Annotated in this window: 15 protein-coding genes and 1 tRNA gene; 9 read left to right on the forward strand and 7 right to left on the reverse strand. The window is 68.7% G+C overall.

Features of this window, described 5'->3' with window-relative positions; all coding sequences use genetic code 11:
• Nucleotides 1-48: 48 nt before the first annotated feature.
• Genes QRN19_RS15855 through QRN19_RS15880 form a run of 6 tightly spaced genes read right to left on the reverse strand, consistent with a single transcriptional unit; the run spans nucleotide 49 to nucleotide 7,181 of the window.
• Nucleotides 49-1,797, reverse strand: coding sequence for a serine/threonine-protein kinase (locus QRN19_RS15855; protein WP_285028157.1), 1,749 nt, complete (start codon nucleotides 1,795-1,797; stop codon nucleotides 49-51).
• Nucleotides 1,794-3,269 carry a peptidoglycan D,D-transpeptidase FtsI family protein gene (locus QRN19_RS15860; protein WP_285028159.1) on the reverse strand — a complete coding sequence of 492 codons (1,476 nt, stop codon included), beginning with the start codon at nucleotides 3,267-3,269 and terminating at the stop codon, nucleotides 1,794-1,796. The genes QRN19_RS15855 and QRN19_RS15860 overlap by 4 nt, the downstream gene beginning before the upstream one ends.
• A complete protein-coding gene (locus tag QRN19_RS15865; protein ID WP_079704333.1) occupies nucleotides 3,266-4,663 on the reverse strand; it encodes an FtsW/RodA/SpoVE family cell cycle protein in 1,398 nt (465 codons plus the stop codon). The genes QRN19_RS15860 and QRN19_RS15865 overlap by 4 nt, the downstream gene beginning before the upstream one ends.
• Nucleotides 4,653-5,897: a Stp1/IreP family PP2C-type Ser/Thr phosphatase gene (locus QRN19_RS15870; protein WP_285028161.1), complete on the reverse strand. Its 1,245-nt coding sequence runs from the start codon at nucleotides 5,895-5,897 to the stop codon at nucleotides 4,653-4,655. Before QRN19_RS15870 ends, QRN19_RS15865 begins: the two co-directional genes overlap by 11 nt.
• 4 nt (nucleotides 5,898-5,901) lie before the next feature.
• A complete protein-coding gene (locus QRN19_RS15875) occupies nucleotides 5,902-6,438 on the reverse strand; it encodes an FHA domain-containing protein FhaB/FipA (protein ID WP_285028164.1) in 537 nt (178 codons plus the stop codon).
• Nucleotides 6,435-7,181, reverse strand: a complete 747-nt coding sequence (locus QRN19_RS15880) for an FHA domain-containing protein (RefSeq protein WP_285028165.1) — start codon at nucleotides 7,179-7,181, stop codon at nucleotides 6,435-6,437. Before QRN19_RS15880 ends, QRN19_RS15875 begins: the two co-directional genes overlap by 4 nt.
• A gap of 238 nt (nucleotides 7,182-7,419) precedes the next feature.
• Here QRN19_RS15880 and QRN19_RS15885 point away from each other — a divergent pair.
• The 6 genes from QRN19_RS15885 to QRN19_RS15910 all read left to right on the forward strand — a co-directional run bounded on the left by QRN19_RS15885 (nucleotide 7,420) and on the right by QRN19_RS15910 (nucleotide 11,157).
• Nucleotides 7,420-7,506: transfer RNA gene (locus QRN19_RS15885), tRNA-Leu, on the forward strand.
• 268 nt (nucleotides 7,507-7,774) lie between these two features.
• Nucleotides 7,775-8,791 carry an ABC transporter permease gene (locus QRN19_RS15890; RefSeq protein WP_285028167.1) on the forward strand — a complete coding sequence of 339 codons (1,017 nt, stop codon included), beginning with the start codon at nucleotides 7,775-7,777 and terminating at the stop codon, nucleotides 8,789-8,791.
• On the forward strand, nucleotides 8,788-9,210 hold the full coding sequence (locus QRN19_RS15895) for a hypothetical protein (RefSeq protein WP_285028168.1): 423 nt from the start codon (nucleotides 8,788-8,790) through the stop codon (nucleotides 9,208-9,210). The genes QRN19_RS15890 and QRN19_RS15895 overlap by 4 nt, the downstream gene beginning before the upstream one ends.
• Nucleotides 9,207-9,431 (forward strand): helix-turn-helix transcriptional regulator, encoded by a 225-nt coding sequence (locus QRN19_RS15900; RefSeq protein ID WP_079704339.1) that lies wholly within the window; start codon nucleotides 9,207-9,209, stop codon nucleotides 9,429-9,431. Before QRN19_RS15895 ends, QRN19_RS15900 begins: the two co-directional genes overlap by 4 nt.
• Nucleotides 9,428-10,387: an ABC transporter ATP-binding protein gene (locus QRN19_RS15905; protein WP_285028169.1), complete on the forward strand. Its 960-nt coding sequence runs from the start codon at nucleotides 9,428-9,430 to the stop codon at nucleotides 10,385-10,387. Before QRN19_RS15900 ends, QRN19_RS15905 begins: the two co-directional genes overlap by 4 nt.
• Nucleotides 10,384-11,157 (forward strand): ABC transporter permease, encoded by a 774-nt coding sequence (locus QRN19_RS15910; protein ID WP_285028171.1) that lies wholly within the window; start codon nucleotides 10,384-10,386, stop codon nucleotides 11,155-11,157. The genes QRN19_RS15905 and QRN19_RS15910 overlap by 4 nt, the downstream gene beginning before the upstream one ends.
• Before the next feature lie 24 nt (nucleotides 11,158-11,181).
• Here QRN19_RS15910 and QRN19_RS15915 read toward each other — a convergent pair whose 3' ends face one another.
• Nucleotides 11,182-12,147: a LacI family DNA-binding transcriptional regulator gene (locus tag QRN19_RS15915; RefSeq protein WP_285028173.1), complete on the reverse strand. Its 966-nt coding sequence runs from the start codon at nucleotides 12,145-12,147 to the stop codon at nucleotides 11,182-11,184.
• A 154-nt stretch (nucleotides 12,148-12,301) separates the two neighbouring features.
• On the opposite strand from QRN19_RS15915, the gene QRN19_RS15920 reads away from it, so the two are divergent.
• From QRN19_RS15920 to QRN19_RS15930, 3 genes are all read left to right on the forward strand, one after another.
• Nucleotides 12,302-13,819 (forward strand): mannitol dehydrogenase family protein, encoded by a 1,518-nt coding sequence (locus QRN19_RS15920; RefSeq protein WP_285028174.1) that lies wholly within the window; start codon nucleotides 12,302-12,304, stop codon nucleotides 13,817-13,819.
• Nucleotides 13,816-14,820 (forward strand): L-idonate 5-dehydrogenase, encoded by a 1,005-nt coding sequence (locus QRN19_RS15925; protein ID WP_285028175.1) that lies wholly within the window; start codon nucleotides 13,816-13,818, stop codon nucleotides 14,818-14,820. Before QRN19_RS15920 ends, QRN19_RS15925 begins: the two co-directional genes overlap by 4 nt.
• 80 nt (nucleotides 14,821-14,900) lie before the next feature.
• Nucleotides 14,901-16,292, forward strand: a complete 1,392-nt coding sequence (locus tag QRN19_RS15930) for an MFS transporter (RefSeq protein WP_285028176.1) — start codon at nucleotides 14,901-14,903, stop codon at nucleotides 16,290-16,292.
• The last annotated feature ends 15 nt before the right edge of the window (nucleotides 16,293-16,307 follow it).

The following is a 16,307-nucleotide window of genomic DNA, read 5'->3' on the forward strand; positions in this document are numbered from 1 at the left end:
CTTCGAGTGCTCTCAGGGATGGCCCTGAGAGCACTCCTCGAAGCGGTATTAGGAAGTCGCCTTGACGACGGTGATGGGCGACGGTGCAGGGGAACCCGAGGAGGTGCCGGTGCTGCACCGCACCGCGTACGTCGCCGACAGGGATCCGGGGGTGTCCACGGTGACCGTACCGAACGTGGTGTTGGCGTCGAACTCACCCGAGGTGTTGTTCTGGAACGTTCCTCCGGTGACCGTCACGGTGTAGCCCAGGAAGTCGGTTCCGGTCGGGCAGGCGTTCTGCACGGCGAGCCAGTCGACCCGGATCGTCGTCGATGTCGCGTCCTTCGGGATCTCGAGCTGGCCGCCGTCGTTGAGCACGGACTGGTCGAACTTCGGTGCTTCGGAGGGAGGGTCGATGACCGCGATCTCGCCGTACACGGTGAGGGTGATCGCCGACCCCGTCTTCACGTTACCCGTCGGGTTGACGTCGTACACCGTGTTGACCTGCTCCGGTGAGGTCGCGGCGTTGCCGACGTTCTTCGAGACGCTGAAGTTGTACGGCGGTGCGCTGAAGATCGTGTTCAGTTCGTCGAAGGATCGGCCCTGGAGGTCGCTCAGGTTGATCGGGAAGACCGTCGGTGTCGGTGTCGGCGTCGGAGACGGAGACTTCGTCGGCTTCGGCGCCGCGGACGTCGTCGGCGGCGGCGTGGTGCCCCCGGCGTCGCTGCCCTGGTTGGCGAAGACGGCGATCAGCGAGCCGACCAGCACGATGACGAGCAGGGCGACGAGACCGATGAGCGGCCAGGTCCACTTGCTGCGTTTCTTCTTCTCGCCATCGCCCTCGACGTCGTCCTCGAGCTGGTCCGCTTCGGCGGCGGACAGCAACTGCGTGGTCGCGTCGTCGGCTGCGGGCATCCGGCGGGTCTGGTCCATGACGGTGGTCGCGGCGTCGCCGGCCCCACCGAGGATCATCGGCACGGCTGCGGCCGCGGCGTTGAGGTCGCCTCGACGGAGCGCCTGGGCGGCACGCGCGACGTGGGCGGAGGATGCCGGGCGGTCGACGGGGTTCTTCGCGATCATCGACATGACGAACCGGCGGACCGGCTCGGCGATCGTGACGGGGAGTTCCGGCGGCTGCTCGTTGATCTGGGCCATCGCGATGGCGACCTGCGACTCGCCCGTGAACGGACGGCGTCCCGCGAGACACTCGTACGCGACGATGCCGAGCGAGTAGATGTCCGTCGACGGTGAGGCGGGGTGCCCGCTCGCCTGCTCGGGCGAGAGGTACTGCACGGTGCCCATGACCTGACCGGTGGCCGTGAGCGGCACCTGGTCGGCGATGCGGGCGATGCCGAAGTCGGTGATCTTGACGCGGCCGTCCGGCGTGATGAGCAGGTTGCCCGGCTTGATGTCACGGTGGACGAGGCCTGCGGCGTGCGCGGCCTGGAGAGCCGACGAGGTCTGCGCGACGATGTCGAGCACCTTGTCGGTGGGCAGGACGCGCTCGCGTTCGAGCACGGTGGACAGCGCCTCACCGGGCACGAGTTCCATGACGAGGAACGCGCTGCCGTCCTCCTCGCCGTAGTCGAAGACGTTGGCGATGCCCTCGTGGTTCACGAGTGCGGCGTGTCGTGCCTCAGCACGGAACCGCTCGAGGAACCCGGGGTCCCCCATGTACTCGTCCTTGAGGATCTTGATGGCGATGGTCCGGCCGATGACCAGGTCAGTGGCCTGCCACACCTCGCCCATGCCACCGATCGCAATGCGAGATTGCAGTTCGTAGCGACCCCCGAAGGTCAGCCCGGCTGTCGGTCTCATTTGTTCAGCACCGCCTCTAGTACTTTCTTCGCGATCGGAGCGGCCACGAGGTTGCCGTAACCGTCCTGTCCGAGTCCACCGCCATCTTCAACAACGACCGCCACGGCGACCTTGGGGTCGTCCGCAGGCGCGAAACCGGTGAACCACAGCGTGTACGGATCGTCGGATCCGTTCTGTGCCGTGCCTGTCTTTCCAGCCACATCGACCCCATCTATTCTTGCATTAGTCGCAGCACCGCTCTGGACGCCCTGGACCATGATGTCCGTGATCTCCTTGGCCACCGAACTCGAGATCGGCTGCGACAGCTGCGCCGGTTCGAACTCCTTGAGGACGCTCAGATCGGGGTTCACGACGCGGTTCACCAGCTGCGGGTTGCAGACGATGCCACCGTTCGCGATGCCGGCCGAGACCATGGCCATCTGGAGTGCCGAGGCGCGCACGGTGTACTGCCCGAAGGCGGCCATGGCGGTCTGGTCGTCGCTCAGCGCGTTGGGGAACGTGCTCGGCTGCATCGGCATCGGGTTGAGTCCCGTTCCGGTGATGTTGACGTCCATGTTGAAGCCGAAGCTCTGCGCCATGTCCCGGATCTTCTCGTACCCGAGCTCGACACCGAGTTCCGCCAGCGGGATGTTGCAGCTGAGTTCGACGGCTGTCGCGATGGACACCGTCGCGCCGCCGCCGCAGCTTCCGCCCTCGGAGTTGCGGATGACGGTGCTCGTGCCGGGGAGCGTGTAGGTGGACGGGTTCGGGAACTCCGACTCCGGTGTGTAGTCGCCCGATGCGAACGCTGCGGCCGCGGTGACGAGCTTGAACGTGGAACCGGGCGGATCGAGGTCGCCGTCGACGCCCTTGTTGAGGAGCGGCTGGCGGTCGTCGTCGTCGAGGAGGCGGTAGGCATCGAGCACGGCCGCGTTGTCGTGGCTGGCGAGGACGTTCGGATCGTAGCCGGGGCTCGACACCGAGGCAAGGATCTTGCCCGTCTTCGGCTCGATCGCGACGATCGCGCCCTCCTGATCGCCGAGCGCGTCGAAGGCAGCCTGCTGGACGACAGGGTCGATCGTGACCTCCACCGCCGCGCCCTTGGGCGCCTGTCCGGAGATGAGGCGGTTGATGGAGTCGAGGAACTGCGAGTTCGAGGTGCCGCTCAAAAGGTCGTTCGTCGCGAGTTCGAGCCCGGATGACCCCTGGGTGGGCGAGAAGTACCCGGTGACCGGCGCGTACAGGGGGCCGTTGGCGTAGACGCGCTGGTACTTGTACTCGTCGTCGCTCGCGACGGAGGAGGCGATGGCGGTGCCGTCCGCGAGGAGGATGGGACCACGCTCGGTGCGGTAGCTGTCGTAGAGGGTCCGCGTGTTGCGGCCGTCGGCGTTCAGGGTGTCGGCCTGGAACATCTGGATGATGGTGGTCGACCCGAAGAGCGCCAGGAACATCGCCAGGACGACGATGCTCACCCGCTTGAGTTCGCGATTCACGAGACCACCGCCTTGGGTTGGGTTCGGACCGTGTCGGAGATGCGGAGCAGGACGGCGATGATGATCCAGTTCGCGACGAGCGACGACCCGCCGGCCGCCAGGAAGGGTGTGGTGAGCCCGGTGAGCGGGATGATGCGGGTCACGCCGCCGACGACGACGAAGACCTGCAGTGCGACGGTGAACGCGAGGCCGATCGAGAGGAGCTTGCCGAAGTCGTCGGTTCCGGCGTAGCCGACCCGGAAGCCCCGCGAGACGAGCAGCAGGTAGAGCGCGAAGATCGCGAAGAGGCCCGCGAGACCGAGCTCTTCACCGAGGCTCGCGATGATGTAGTCGCTCTGCGGGACGGGGGTGATCTCGGGCATGCCCTGGCCGAGACCGGTGCCGAGCAGCCCGCCGTGGGCGAGGCCGAAGATGCCCTGTACCAGCTGGTAGCTGCCGCCGTCGCGGTCGAAGACCTCCGGGTTGAAGGCGTCCCACCAGTTGTGGAATCGACCGGCCACGTAGGACAGCGTCTGGCCGGCGATGAAGGCACCGGCGAAGAACATCGTCAGGCCGATGATGATCCAGCTCGCGCGGCTCGTCGCGACGTACAGCATCACGAGGAACATGCCGAAGTAGAGCAGACCGGTTCCGAGGTCGCGCTGGAAGACGATCACGCCCATCGCCATCGCCCAGACCACGAGGATCGGGCCGAGGTCGCGCAGCCGGGGGAACTGGATCCCGAGGAACTTCTTGCCGACCATCGAGAGGCTGTCGCGCGTGCGCACGAGGTAACCGGCGAAGAACACCGCGAGAGCGATCTTCGCGATCTCGCCGGGCTGGAAGGTGACCGCGTCGCCGATGCCGATCCAGACGCGGGCGCCGTTGACCTCGCGACCGATGCCCGGCAACAGGGGCAGCAGGAGGAGGACGAAGGCGAAGAGTCCGGCGATGTACGTGTATTTGAAGAGGACGCGGTGGTTGCGGATGATCAGGACCACGGCGATGGCCCCGGCGATCGCGATCGCACTCCACACCATCTGTCGGACCGCGGCGCTCGCCCAACCGGAGTCGCCGAGGGCGATGTCGATCCGGTAGATCTCGGCGATGCCGACGCCGCCGAGCACGGTGGCGATCGGCAGCAGGAAGGGGTCGGCCTCCGCCGCGGTGTAGCGCAGCACGATGTGGAAGGCGAGGACCAGCAGTGACAGGCCCGAGCCGAAGGTGATCAGGGCGAAGTCGAGGTGTCCGAGGGCCCCGAGCTGCACGAGCATGACCGCGACCGCGTTGATGGCGAACGCGAAGATGAGCAGGGCGAGCTCGAGGTTGCGGAGCTTCTTCGGCAGCCGGAGTCGGCGCATCGTCTTGATGACGCCGGTGTCGGCTTGGATGGGGGCTGCGACGTCACTGGTCATCGGTCACCCGCAGACGTTTCACGATGTCGAGGGCCTCGGTGAAGGAGGAGGCGCTGATGGTCTGGTCGACGGCCTGGCGATCGAAGTCGGAGAGCGAGCCGAGCGGGATGCCGGTGTCCTCCTTGACGCTCGACAGCTGGATGGGGCCGACGTCCTGCTGGATGCCCTGGTAGATGACGACGGTGTCGTCGTCGCCGCCGACGAAGTAGCGGGTCTGGGTCCAGGCGTACCCGAGCACGACACCGCCGACGATCGCGATGATGACCACGATGAGCCCGACGAGCCAGGTGATGCGCCGACGTCTCGCGCGGCGCTCGTCCTCCTCGATGAGCTCGTCGAGATAGTCCTCGGAGGCCGGCTCGAAGTGGGAGTTGCCGAGCGAGGTGACGCGGCCGGGGTGCAGCCAGCTGTTGGGGATGAGCGATGGCTTCTTCACCGACGGGGTGAGCGCGAAGGCCACGGGCTTCGAGGCCGAACCGACGACGACGGGCTCACCGTCACCCACCGGCTCGTCGACGATGTCAACGACCACGACGGTGACGTTGTCCGGTGCGCCGCGGTCGAGGCTCTGCCGGACGAGCTTCTCGGCGGTGCGCTGCGCTGACAGCTTCTCGGTGAGGGTCGCGGTGATGTGCGTCTCGTCGACCACGCCCGAGAGACCGTCCGAGCAGAGGATCCAGCGGTCACCCGGCTGCGTCCCGAGTGTCATCGTGTCGATCTCGGGAGAGGCGTCGACGTCGCCGAGGACGCGCATCAGCACCGATCGGCGGGGATGGACCATCGCCTCCTCGGCCGTGATTCGGCCTGAGTCCACGAGGCGCTGGACGAAGGTGTGGTCGACCGTGATCTGGCTGAGCTCGCCCTCACGGAAGAGGTAGATCCGGGAGTCGCCGATGTGGGCGATGGCGACCTCGTTGCCGATGACCGCGAGCGCGGAGACCGTGGTTCCCATGCCCGTCAGCTCGCGGTGCTTCGAGACCGTATCGCCCAGGATCGAGTTCGCCGCGAGGATCGCCGACTGGAGCGTCGCCTCAGCGGCCTCGGAGGACGGGTACGGCTCGTCCGCCTCGATGATGCGGTTGAGGGCCATCGCCGAGGCGACGTCACCACCGGCGTGGCCACCCATGCCGTCGGCGACGACGAACAGGTGGTGCCCGGAGTAGCCGGAATCCTGGTTGTTTGAGCGCACTTTACCCACGTGGGAGAGCGCTGCGCCGGCGCCGCTGGTCGTCACCGGGTTACCGCCGCAACTCGAAACTGGTCTGGCCGACCTTGACGGGGGTGTCGAGTGGGATCTGCGTCGGGACGCTCACGCGCTTGCCGGCGAGGAAGGTGCCGTTGGTGGAATCGAGGTCCTGGACCATCCACTCGTCGTTCCAGAGCATGAGGCGCGCGTGATGCGTGGACGTGTAGTCGTCGCGGATGATGAGGCCGGAGTCCGCGGAGCGGCCGATGGTGATCGGCTCGCGGCCGAGGGGGAGCTCGGTGCCCTGCTTCGGGCCGGACACGATCACGAGGCGCGAGGTGTTGTCGACCGTGGCGCGCGGAGGCGTTCCGCTCGATCCAGCGGCGGCGGGCCGGCTGGGGGCAGGGGCGGTCGCGGCGCGCATCGGTTGCGGAGGGGTGGCAGGAGCACCGTTCGACGACTGCTGCTGCGGCTTCCGGACGCGCGGTCCGAAGAGGTCGGTGCGGAGGGCGTAGACGATGCCGAAGACGAACGTCCAGAGCAGGAGCAGGAAGCCGATGCGGAGGACCAGCAGGGTCAGTTCGCTCACGCGCCGTCCCCCCACGAGTCGCCGAAGGACGACACATCGTGACGTCGGGTCGCATCGCTCATCTGGCGATCGGAGCCGCCGGCCTTGGCGACCACCCGGAACACGATCCTGGTGCGGCCGATCTCGATGACGGAGTCGGGGGAGAGGGCCGCCTGGCGGAAGGGCTGGCCGTTGAGCTTCGAGCCGTTCGTCGAGCCGAGGTCGCGCGCCTGACCGGCGTTGCCGTCCCAGAGGATCTCGACGTGCTTCCGCGAGGTGCCGGTGTCGGGGATCGTGATGTCGGCTTCGGTACCGCGGCCGATGACCGTGCGGGCCTGCGTGATCGGGTAGCGCTTGCCGCCGATGTCGAGCACGGGCGCCCAGGTGACGGAGCCCTTGAGGTTGACGCTGTCGATCTGGACGAGGCCGTCGGGGAGGGAGCGGTCGCTGGAGAGCTTGATGGTCACGGCACCGGGGAAGGAGTAGCCCTGACTCTTGGCGTGCTTCTGGACGAGCGAACCGAGCTCGTCGATCAGGGAGGGACCGATGGCGTCCATGCGCTCGAAGTCGGTGGGCGACATGCGGACGGTGAACTTGTTCGGCACGAGGATGCGGTCGCGGGACACGACGGCGGCCTTGGTGTCGAGCTCGCGTCGGAGCGCGCTCGTGATCTCGACCGGCTGGAGTCCGGACTTGAAGGTCTTCGCGAAGGCGCCGTTGACGGCGCGCTCGAGTCCCTTCTCGAAGTTGTCCAGAATGCCCACGGTCTCTCGATTCGTGTCGGTGTCCAGGCAATGTTAGACGGTTTGCCTGCACACGAGGCCAATCGACGCGGGCGCCGACGCCAGGTGTTCACCCGCTCGGCGGCAGGAGATCAGCATCGGCACCGGACCGTCGGGGTCGTTTCCTCCTGCCCTGGCGCGGATCTCCGGTGTTCTGCCACCCGGGCTCCGCGTGCTATCCTCGATAAGTTGCCGCGAGAGCGGTGACGTCTGGTGTCTCGCGCGAGTGGCGGAATTGGCAGACGCGCTGGCTTCAGGTGCCAGTGCTCGAAAGGGCGTGCGGGTTCAAGTCCCGCCTCGCGCACCAGTGGATGTGACACGAAGGCCCCCGAGGAATCGGGGGCCTTCGTCGTTGTCGGCGTCGATCGACGAGTCGGCTCCCGGCGCTCGTGGCGCCGAGGGGGTGCCCGCCGAACGCTGACAAGGGCACTTGACACGTGGCTTGATGACAAGCATGCTTGACGTATGTCAGGTTTCCTTGTCATTTTCGGTCCCGCGAACGAGTCGGGTCGATGACACCCGTCGACGGGCGGCGTGCGGGTCGGCGGAGCGCAGCGTTCCGGCGGCTGGCGTCGATGAGCGCTCGCGACGTGCTCAGGAACCCGCTCACCGGGATCTCGATGTGGTTCATGACCGGCATCATCCTCGTGATCTACGTCTCCATGTGGCTCGCCTTCGTCGTCCTGGGCCCTGCTCCGGTCGTCGCGCTGGACACGGACGACCCGGGAGTCTCATCGGCTCTGGAGCGGGCCGGTGTGCGGATGGTCGCCGACGGCGCTCCCGATCGGAACGCGCGGGTGACCGTGCGCGAGGGGCGCGCCCTGGTCGTGCTCGACGCTGGGGACCAGGCTGCGTGGGACCCGATCTGGCGAGGGCTGCGCGACGCAGGTATCCCTGCGCACGGGGTGACGGTGACGGACGACGAGGGCGACGTGAAGATCGACCCGCTTCAGGAGAACCTCGGAATCGTGGCCCTGGTCGGGGTCGCGAGCCTGGCGTTCATCGGGACGACCGTCCCGCTCGTGGCGATGCGGGAGCGCGGGTTGCTCCGGCTGCTCGGTGTGACGCCGCTCCGACGGTCGACCTTCCTCTTCGCCCAGCTGCCCTTGCGTGCGCTGGTGGCGGTGGGGATCCTGGTGCTGACGACCGGGATCGCGGTCTGGCGCAGGTACGTCGACGGTGTGGACCTCCTGGCCCTCGGAGCCTCGTTCCTCCTCGGTGCAGCGATGCTGTTCGCTGTCGCTCTCCTGTTCGCCGCCCGATCGCGGAACGCCGAGGCCACGCAACAGACGATGGTGATGGTGACGATCGGGCTCGTGTTCGCGTCGGGTGGGCTCCTGCCGCAGTCCATCCTCCCCGTCGCCGTGCAGGTCGCCATGAACTGCCTGCCGACCACCTGGTTCGCCGTGGCCGCGAGTGCCTCGCTGACCGGGGCCGAACCGTTCCTCCCCGTTCCCGCGCTCTGGGGGCTCATGTCGCTCGTCACCGTCGCAGCAGGCGCGCTCGCCGTGCGGCGGTTCGAGTGGGATCAGTCCGAGCCCGCGGGACGGGCGATCACCAAGACCAGCACGCAACGAGAGGTGGCTGTATGAACGAGCACACGACACGGGGATCGACGCCGCAGGAGCGTCGTGCGTCTCGCAGATACCTGTGGGAGATCGCGGCAGGTGCCGTCGGGTTCCTCGTGACGTTCCTCTTCCTGCCGGAGCTGTTCCCCACGGAGCCGGGATCGCCCGCAGCCGTCGCGGTCGCACTCGTCCCGCTCGTGCCGGTGGTGTGGATCGTGATCGCACTCGTCCGGCACGTGCGCCGGGTCGACGAACTGCAGCGCGGTGTGATCGTGCTGAGTCTCGCCATCGGGTTCGGTGCGGCGATGCTGATCAGCCTCGCGGTCGTGTTCCTGTCGACCGCCGGTGTCGTCGTGCCGCAACCGGAGTGGTGGGTGTTCATCGGCGGGATGGCGGTCTGGGGCGTCAGTGTCGCCATCGTCTTCGCTCGGGCCACCCGGTGAAGAACGACGTCCGCGCCCTGCGCACCGAACGCGGGTGGACGCAGGTCCAGTTCGCTGAAGCACTCGGCGTCTCCAGGCAGACGGTGAACGCCCTCGAGACCGGGCGCTACGACCCGTCCCTGCCGTTGGCGTTCCGGGTCTCCGCCCTGCTCTCCCGCCCGATCGAGGAGATCTTCTTCCCGGGTGAACACGATGCCCCGCCGTCTGGAGGACGACGATGAACGAATCGGCCCGGGCGGTCGTCACCGTCGACCGGCTCAGCAAGCGCTACGGCGACCGGAGCGTCCTGCGCGACGTCTCCCTCCGGGTCCACACGGGCGAGGTGTTCGGACTGCTGGGACCGAACGGCGCCGGGAAGACCACCACGCTCGAGACCATCGTCGGACTCCGACGGCCCACAGCCGGAACCGTCCGCGTGCTCGGGCGAGACCCGTCGGTCGACCGCCGATACGTGACCGAGCGGATGGCGGTGCAGCCGCAGGCCGCCACCCTGTTCCCGACGCTGACGGTCGCGGAGACCCTCGACCTCTTCGCGTCGTTCTACCGCGACGCGCGACGTCCCGAGGAGGTCTTGGACGAGCTCGATCTGGGGGAGGCACGGCGCGTGCGCGTCAAGCACCTCTCGGGAGGACAGGAGCGTCGCCTGCTGATCGCCATCGCGTTGATCGGCAATCCCGAGATCGTCGTCCTCGACGAACCATCCGCCGGTCTCGACCCGCAGGCCCGGCGGAACCTCTGGGACATCATCCGGCGCCAGCAGGAACGCGGGACGACGATCCTGCTCTCGACGCACCACATGGACGAGGCCACCCAGGTCTGCGACCGGATCGCCGTCCTCGTGGACGGTTCGATCGCCGCCACGGGAGAACCGGAGACCCTCGTCAGGGAACACGCCGTCACGGCCACGGTGACCTTCGAGGTCCCCGGCCGGACCACCGCGGACGAGTTGCGTTCGCACGACATCCCCGGCGAGATCACCGTGACGGCGAAGGGTGCCGTCAGCCTGGTCGGGATCGTGACCGACGACCCCGACGCCGTGCTGCGCCGACTCACCTTCTCCACCGGTCTCAGACCGCGCGGGTTCCGAGTGGCGCACGGGTCACTCGAGGATCTGTTCATCGATCTCGCGAGTCGGCCGACGTCCGCAGCCGAGGGCGACCGCGCCCACAGCCCATGAGCACGACGCATGCGTTCCCAGCGCAGGTCCGGAGCTTCGCCGCGGCCCACGCGCACGACCTCGTGCGGGACCCGCGCTCGATCATCGCGCTCGCGGCGAGTTTCCTGGCCTTGATCGGACTGCTCTGGGGTGTGGACGTCCTCGTGGCGTCAGCGTCCGGCAGCCCTGCCGGCGTACTGGAGCGCGGCCTCCCGCTCGTTTCGAGCACGGGATCGATGGCGATCGCGTTCATGCTCACCACGGTGCCGCTGGTCCGGCATCGCAGCACCGGCCTGCTGCGGGCGCTGTCGACCTCGCCGGCCCGTCGCGACGCGTACCTGCTCGGACATCTGCCGATCCGCGTGGGGTTGGTCGTCGTCGAGGCCGCGGTGATCATCGCCCTGGCCGCCTGGACGGTGCCCACCCGCCCGTTCGCCGACCTCGTCGCGATCGCCGGCACGATCCTGCTCGGTGGCGCGATGCTGCTCGGCTTCGGCTACCTCCTCGCGGCGCGGTTGACGAACCCGGACATCGCCATGCAACTCGCGTATCTGCTGCCGATGCTCGCTCTCACCACGTCCGGGGCCCTCTTTCCGCTCGCGGTCCTTCCGGAGTGGGTCGCCGGTCTCTTCGGGCTCCTGCCCACGACCTGGATCGTCGGCGCACTCGAGGCGACCATCTCCCAAGGCCCTCAGCCCGTGCCACTCGCGGTGGTCTGGAGTCTGATGGCGGCGTTCGCGCTCGTGTCGGGTCTCGCGGCCGCCCGACTCCACCGATGGGACGCCGGCTGACCGGGGGAGCTGCCGTCCGCCGCGTCAGTCCCGGTGCGGGGGTGCCGTCGAATCGCGCACGATGAGCTGCGAGTCGAGACTGGCGACCGAACGGGGCGACGCTCCTGCCATGGCCTGGAGGAGCACCTCGACCGCCAACGACCCGCACCGGTTGATCGCGAGCCGCACGGTGGTGAGACCGGGCTGGCGGATGGACGCCATCTCGATGTCGTCGGTGCCGATGATGCTGATGTCCTCGGGGCAGCGCTTGCCCATCGACGTGACGCCGGCGTCGATGCCGAGGGCGACCAGGTCGTTGTAGGCGATGACCGCCGTCGCGCCGCTCGCCACGATCGTGGCCGCTGCGGCGAGTCCGCCCTGGATCGAGGCCGCCTGGTGGCCCAGGCGGGTGAACTCGATGTCGAGCTGCGCGCATGCCGCCGCGACCGCGTCGCCGCGGCGGAGGTCCGCCCAGGAGTGCCTTGGACCGGCCGCGTAGGCGATGTGTCGGTGACCCAGGGCGGCGAGGTGCTCGACCGCCTGCCGTGGCCCGCTCTCGGTGTCCATCACGACGTAGGGCAGTCCGTCGATGATGCGGTTGACCACCACGACGGGGGTGTCGCCCACGAGCGCGCGGATCTCGTCGTCGGGGAGGCGTGGCGAGCAGAGGAGCATCCCGTTGAGCTTCCGCGCCAGTTCGAGCTGCTCGTGCTCCCGGTGCAGGTCTTCATCGGTGTCGAACAACACCGGGCGGTGGCGTCCCTGCCAGGCCTGGGCGTGGACGCCCTTCAGGAGCGTCGCGTAGACCGGGCTGGCGATGTCGGGGACGATGACGCCGAAGGTCTTCTCGGCCGTCGATCCGTTCGGGTTCGAGTACCCGAGGTCGGCCGCCGCCGTGAGGACCCGTTCGAGCGTCGCGTTCGCAAGGCGATCCGGCTCGCCGAACGCCCGGGACGCGGTCGCGATGGAGACGCCCGCGTGACGGGCGACATCGGTGAGGGTGGCGGTCACGGTTGATCCTTCGCGGGGTCGGGTGTACTCATGATGCGGCATCGTGCTGCCATGAAACTACTTGACAAACTTTGTACAAACCATTCAGAATCGCTTTCATGATGATCGACGCGGATCTCCTCCAGCCGACGACGCAGTGCCTCGAGGCTCGGCGATGACGGCCCTGCCGCCGCGACTGGGCGCTGGTTCCGGCCCACGTCCGAAGCACTCGACACCGTCGGCCGCCGGTGTCCTGCACCTCGGCCTCGGTAACTTCCACCGAGCGCACCAGGCCGTCTACACGGCGGCTGCGCTCAGCGCGGGAAGCGATGAATGGGGCATCGTCGGTGTCGCATCCCGGTCCCGGGCGGTCGTCGACGCCATGCAGGCGCAGGATCTCCGCTACACGGTCGCCGAGATCTCACCCACCGGGGCCACGTTCTCCGTGCCCGCCGTGCACACCGACGCGTTCGTCGCGGCGGAGGAACCGGAGCGCGTGGTCGGCACCCTCGCGGACGACCGCATCCAGGTCGTCACGCTGACTGTGACGGAGCACGGCTACAGCGCCTCGCCGTCGACCGGCCTCCTCGACCTGAACGACGCGCTGATCGCAGCCGATCTCCGCGGCGGCGCGCCGCAGACGACCATCGGCCAACTCGCTCGCGGTCTGCAGCGGCGGGCTTCGGGTGGTGGAGCGCCGATCACGATCCTGAGCTGCGACAACCTGAGCGAGAACGGCGCTCGCACGGAGGCGCTCGTCCGGGCGTTCCTCTCCGAACTGCGCGGCACCGAGGGGGCGGAAGCGCTCGCCTACCTCGACAGCGCGGTCGCCTTCCCGTCCAGCATGGTCGACCGCATCGTCCCGGCGACGACCCCGCAGCTGCGCGAGCTCGTGACCGCCCGCCTCGGCGTCCGGGACGACGCACCCGTCTCCGCCGAGCCGTTCACGATGTGGGCGATCGAGGACCGCTTCGCGGCCGCCCGCCCAGCGTGGGAGGCCGGAGGCGCCGTGTTCACCGACGAGGTGGGGGCGTACGAGCAGATGAAGGTGCGGCTCCTCAACGGGACGCACTCGCTCATCGCCTACCTCGGCGCGCTTCGCGGGGTGGCCACGATCTCGGCGTCGATCGCCGACACCGTCGTCGAATCCGCCGCGCTGGCGATCCTCCGCGATGAGTACGAACCGTCGGTGCGGTTCCCGTCCGGCGTCGACGTCCGCACGTATGAGGGGCAGCTCTTCGAACGCTGGGCGAACCACTCGCTCGGGCACCGCACGGCGCAGGTGGGCACCGACGGGTCGGTGAAGCTCCGCCAGCGCATCCCGGAACCCGCCCTCCGCCTGCTCGAGGCCGGATCCGTCCCGCACCTCATCGCCCTCACGGTCGCGGCCTACCTGTCCTGCATCGCTCCGATGCCCGGGTTCGATCCCGGTCCGCACGCGCGTGCCATGGTCGATCCGGCCCGCGAGGAGCTCGCCCGGCTGGCGGACACGTCGACGGACGGCCGGCACCTCGCGCATCGGGTGATCGCGGAGCTGCACCTCTTCGGGCAGGACCTCGCCGGGCAGCCGACCTTCATCTCGAGGGTCGGCGAACTGATCGACACCATCCACCGACACGGCGTCGACGCGGCCATCCGCGACAGCCTCGCCGCGACACAGGCGACCGCGACCACGACAGGAGCCCACCGATGAAGACGCTCGCGATCCACGGCGCGGAGGACATCCGCTGGGAGGACGCCGTCACCCCGGAACCGCGCGACGGCGAGGTCCGCCTGCGGGTGCGGTACGTGGGCATCTGCGGCTCCGACCTGCACTACTACTTCAACGGAGCGAACGGCGAGTACGTCATCCGTGAACCGCTCACCCCCGGCCACGAGCTCTCGGCCGTCGTCGACGTGGACCCCTCCGGGCGGCTCGCCCCCGGCACCCGGGTCACCGTGCACCCGGCGCGCTACGGCCCGAGCCTGCCGGGCCTCGAGGACCGCCCACACCTGCGACCCGGGGGCGACTACCTCGGGAGCGCCGCAGCGGACCCGCACCGGCAGGGCGGTGCCTCGGAGTACCTGATCGTCGAGCACTCGATGGTGCGCGTCCTGCCCGACGGACTCCCGCTCGAGCGGGCGGCGCTCGCCGAACCCCTCGCGGTCGCCATGCACGCGGTCGGACTGGCCGGCGACGTGCGTGGCGCGCGGGTCCTCGTCATCGGAGCAGGCCCCATCGGTCTGCTCGTGATCGCCGCCGCCGGACGGGCCGGCGCCGCGACCATCGCGGCGAGCGACATGCGCGAACAGGCCCTCGAACGTGCCGCGACCGTCGGAGCCGGCGAGCTCCTGCTCGTGGGACGTGACGCCGTCGCCGACGAGGCCTACGACGTCGTCTTCGAGTGCTCCGGTGCTCCGGTCGCGCTGACCCAGGCGGTCCGGGCCGCCAGACGAGGCGGGTCGATCGTCCAGGTCGGCATGCTCCCCGACGCCGCGAGCCCGATCAACCTCGCCCCCATGCTCGCCAAGGAGCTCACCATCCGCGGGGCGTTCCGCTTCTCCACCGAGATCGACGACGCCATCGCGTTCCTCGCCGAGGGCGATCTCCTCGACGCCGTCGTGACCCAAGTCATCCCAGCCGAGGAAGCGGTCGACGCCTTCGCCGTCGCTCGGGACTCGTCCCGCTCGGCCAAGGTGCTCCTCGCCTTCTGAGCCGTCCACCGAACACCGCTCCACTCTGCTCCACCCCACCCCCACTCCCGCTTCATCCCGCAGGTCCGAAGGAGTACCTCATGTCTGAACCCAAGTCGTCCGTCGCCACCGGCGACCCGACCGCGAACCGATCCGTCCGCGACCTCGTCAGAGCCGCCATCTCCGGTTGGCTCGGCACCGCGCTCGAGTTCATGGACTACCAGCTCTACTCGCTGGCAGCTGCGCTCGTGTTCGCCGACCTCTTCTTCTCCAACGAGGACCCGGCCATGGCCGTCGTCGCCGCGATGGCGACCTACGGCGTCGGGTACGTCGCCCGTCCGGTCGGTGCGTTCTTCTTCGCCCGGCTCGGCGACAAGACCGGTCGGACCAAAGTCCTCTTCTACACGATCCTGCTCATGGGTCTGTCGACGACGCTCATCGGCTTCCTGCCGACCTACTCGCAGGTCGGCCTCCTCGCGCCGATCCTGCTGGTCCTCCTGAGGATCGCGCAGGGCTTCGGAGCCGGTGCCGAGATCTCGGGTGCCGGCGTCATGCTCGCCGAGTACGCTCCGGCCAAGCGGCGCGGCATCATCGCGTCGCTCGTCGCGCTCGGGACCAACTGCGGAACCCTGCTCGCCTCCGCGCTGTGGGCCGGTCTGCTCCTGGCGTTCAGCGAGGACGAGGTCATCGCCTGGGCCTGGCGCATCCCCTTCATCGGCAGCGTCGTGATCATGCTCTTCGCCGTGTGGGTCCGCTTCAACCTCAAGGAGAGCCCGGTCTTCGAGGAGCGCGACGACGTCGTCGACGGCAAGGCGCTCACCAAGCAGGAGACCATCGCCCTCGCGACCGAGACCGGCAACCTCCGCACGCTCGAGGCCATGAACCGCAAGCCGATCAAGGCGTTCAGCATCGCGCTCCTGCTGCGGTTCGGCCAGGCCGGCAACTCGGGACTCGTCCAGACGTACCTCATCAGCTACATCACCGTCGTCCTCCTGCTGGACCGCTCGATCGGGGTGAACGCCGTCATCGTCTCCTCGCTCGTCGCCTTCATCACGGTGCCGCTCTCCGGCTGGCTCGGCGACCGGTACGGGCGGAAGCGCATGTACGTGGTGTGGGCGATCATCGCGCTCATCGTCATCGTCCCGACCATGCTCATGATCCATAGCAAGGAGACCGTCCTGGTGTTCGTCGGCTACGTCGTCCTGCACAACCTGGCCGTGATGAGCTTCGCGTCGCTCGAGAACCTGACCCTGCCGGAACTCTTCGGCGCGCGGAACCGCTACACCTACACGGCGATGGCCCGGGAGATCGCCGCGATCGTCGCGACCGGTGCGGGCCCCGTCATCGCCGCCGCCTGGGTGTCCGCCGCCACCGGTTCGTTCATCCCGATCATCATCATGCTCGGCGTCTTCACCCTCTGCGCCCTGGTCGCGTCCATCTGGATGCCCGAGGTCGCCGGTCGGGACCTCACGGACCCGCGCGACGCCATCTGACCGGCACCCGACCTC

The organism is Plantibacter sp. ME-Dv--P-122b, from assembly GCF_030209375.1.
In the GTDB taxonomy this organism is placed as follows: domain Bacteria; phylum Actinomycetota; class Actinomycetes; order Actinomycetales; family Microbacteriaceae; genus Plantibacter.

Excerpts from the sequence above, each read along its gene's own strand:
- QRN19_RS15855 (WP_285028157.1), bottom strand. The coding sequence starts at position 1,797 with ATGAGACCGACAGCCGGGCTGACCTTCGGGGGTCGCTACGAACTGCAA.
- QRN19_RS15865 (WP_079704333.1), bottom strand. The coding sequence starts at position 4,663 with ATGACCAGTGACGTCGCAGCCCCCATCCAAGCCGACACCGGCGTCATC.
- QRN19_RS15890 (WP_285028167.1), top strand. The coding sequence starts at position 7,775 with ATGAGCGCTCGCGACGTGCTCAGGAACCCGCTCACCGGGATCTCGATG.
- QRN19_RS15895 (WP_285028168.1), top strand. The coding sequence starts at position 8,788 with ATGAACGAGCACACGACACGGGGATCGACGCCGCAGGAGCGTCGTGCG.
- QRN19_RS15905 (WP_285028169.1), top strand. The coding sequence starts at position 9,428 with ATGAACGAATCGGCCCGGGCGGTCGTCACCGTCGACCGGCTCAGCAAG.
- QRN19_RS15910 (WP_285028171.1), top strand. The coding sequence starts at position 10,384 with ATGAGCACGACGCATGCGTTCCCAGCGCAGGTCCGGAGCTTCGCCGCG.
- QRN19_RS15920 (WP_285028174.1), top strand. The coding sequence starts at position 12,302 with ATGACGGCCCTGCCGCCGCGACTGGGCGCTGGTTCCGGCCCACGTCCG.
- QRN19_RS15925 (WP_285028175.1), top strand. The coding sequence starts at position 13,816 with ATGAAGACGCTCGCGATCCACGGCGCGGAGGACATCCGCTGGGAGGAC.
- QRN19_RS15930 (WP_285028176.1), top strand. The coding sequence starts at position 14,901 with ATGTCTGAACCCAAGTCGTCCGTCGCCACCGGCGACCCGACCGCGAAC.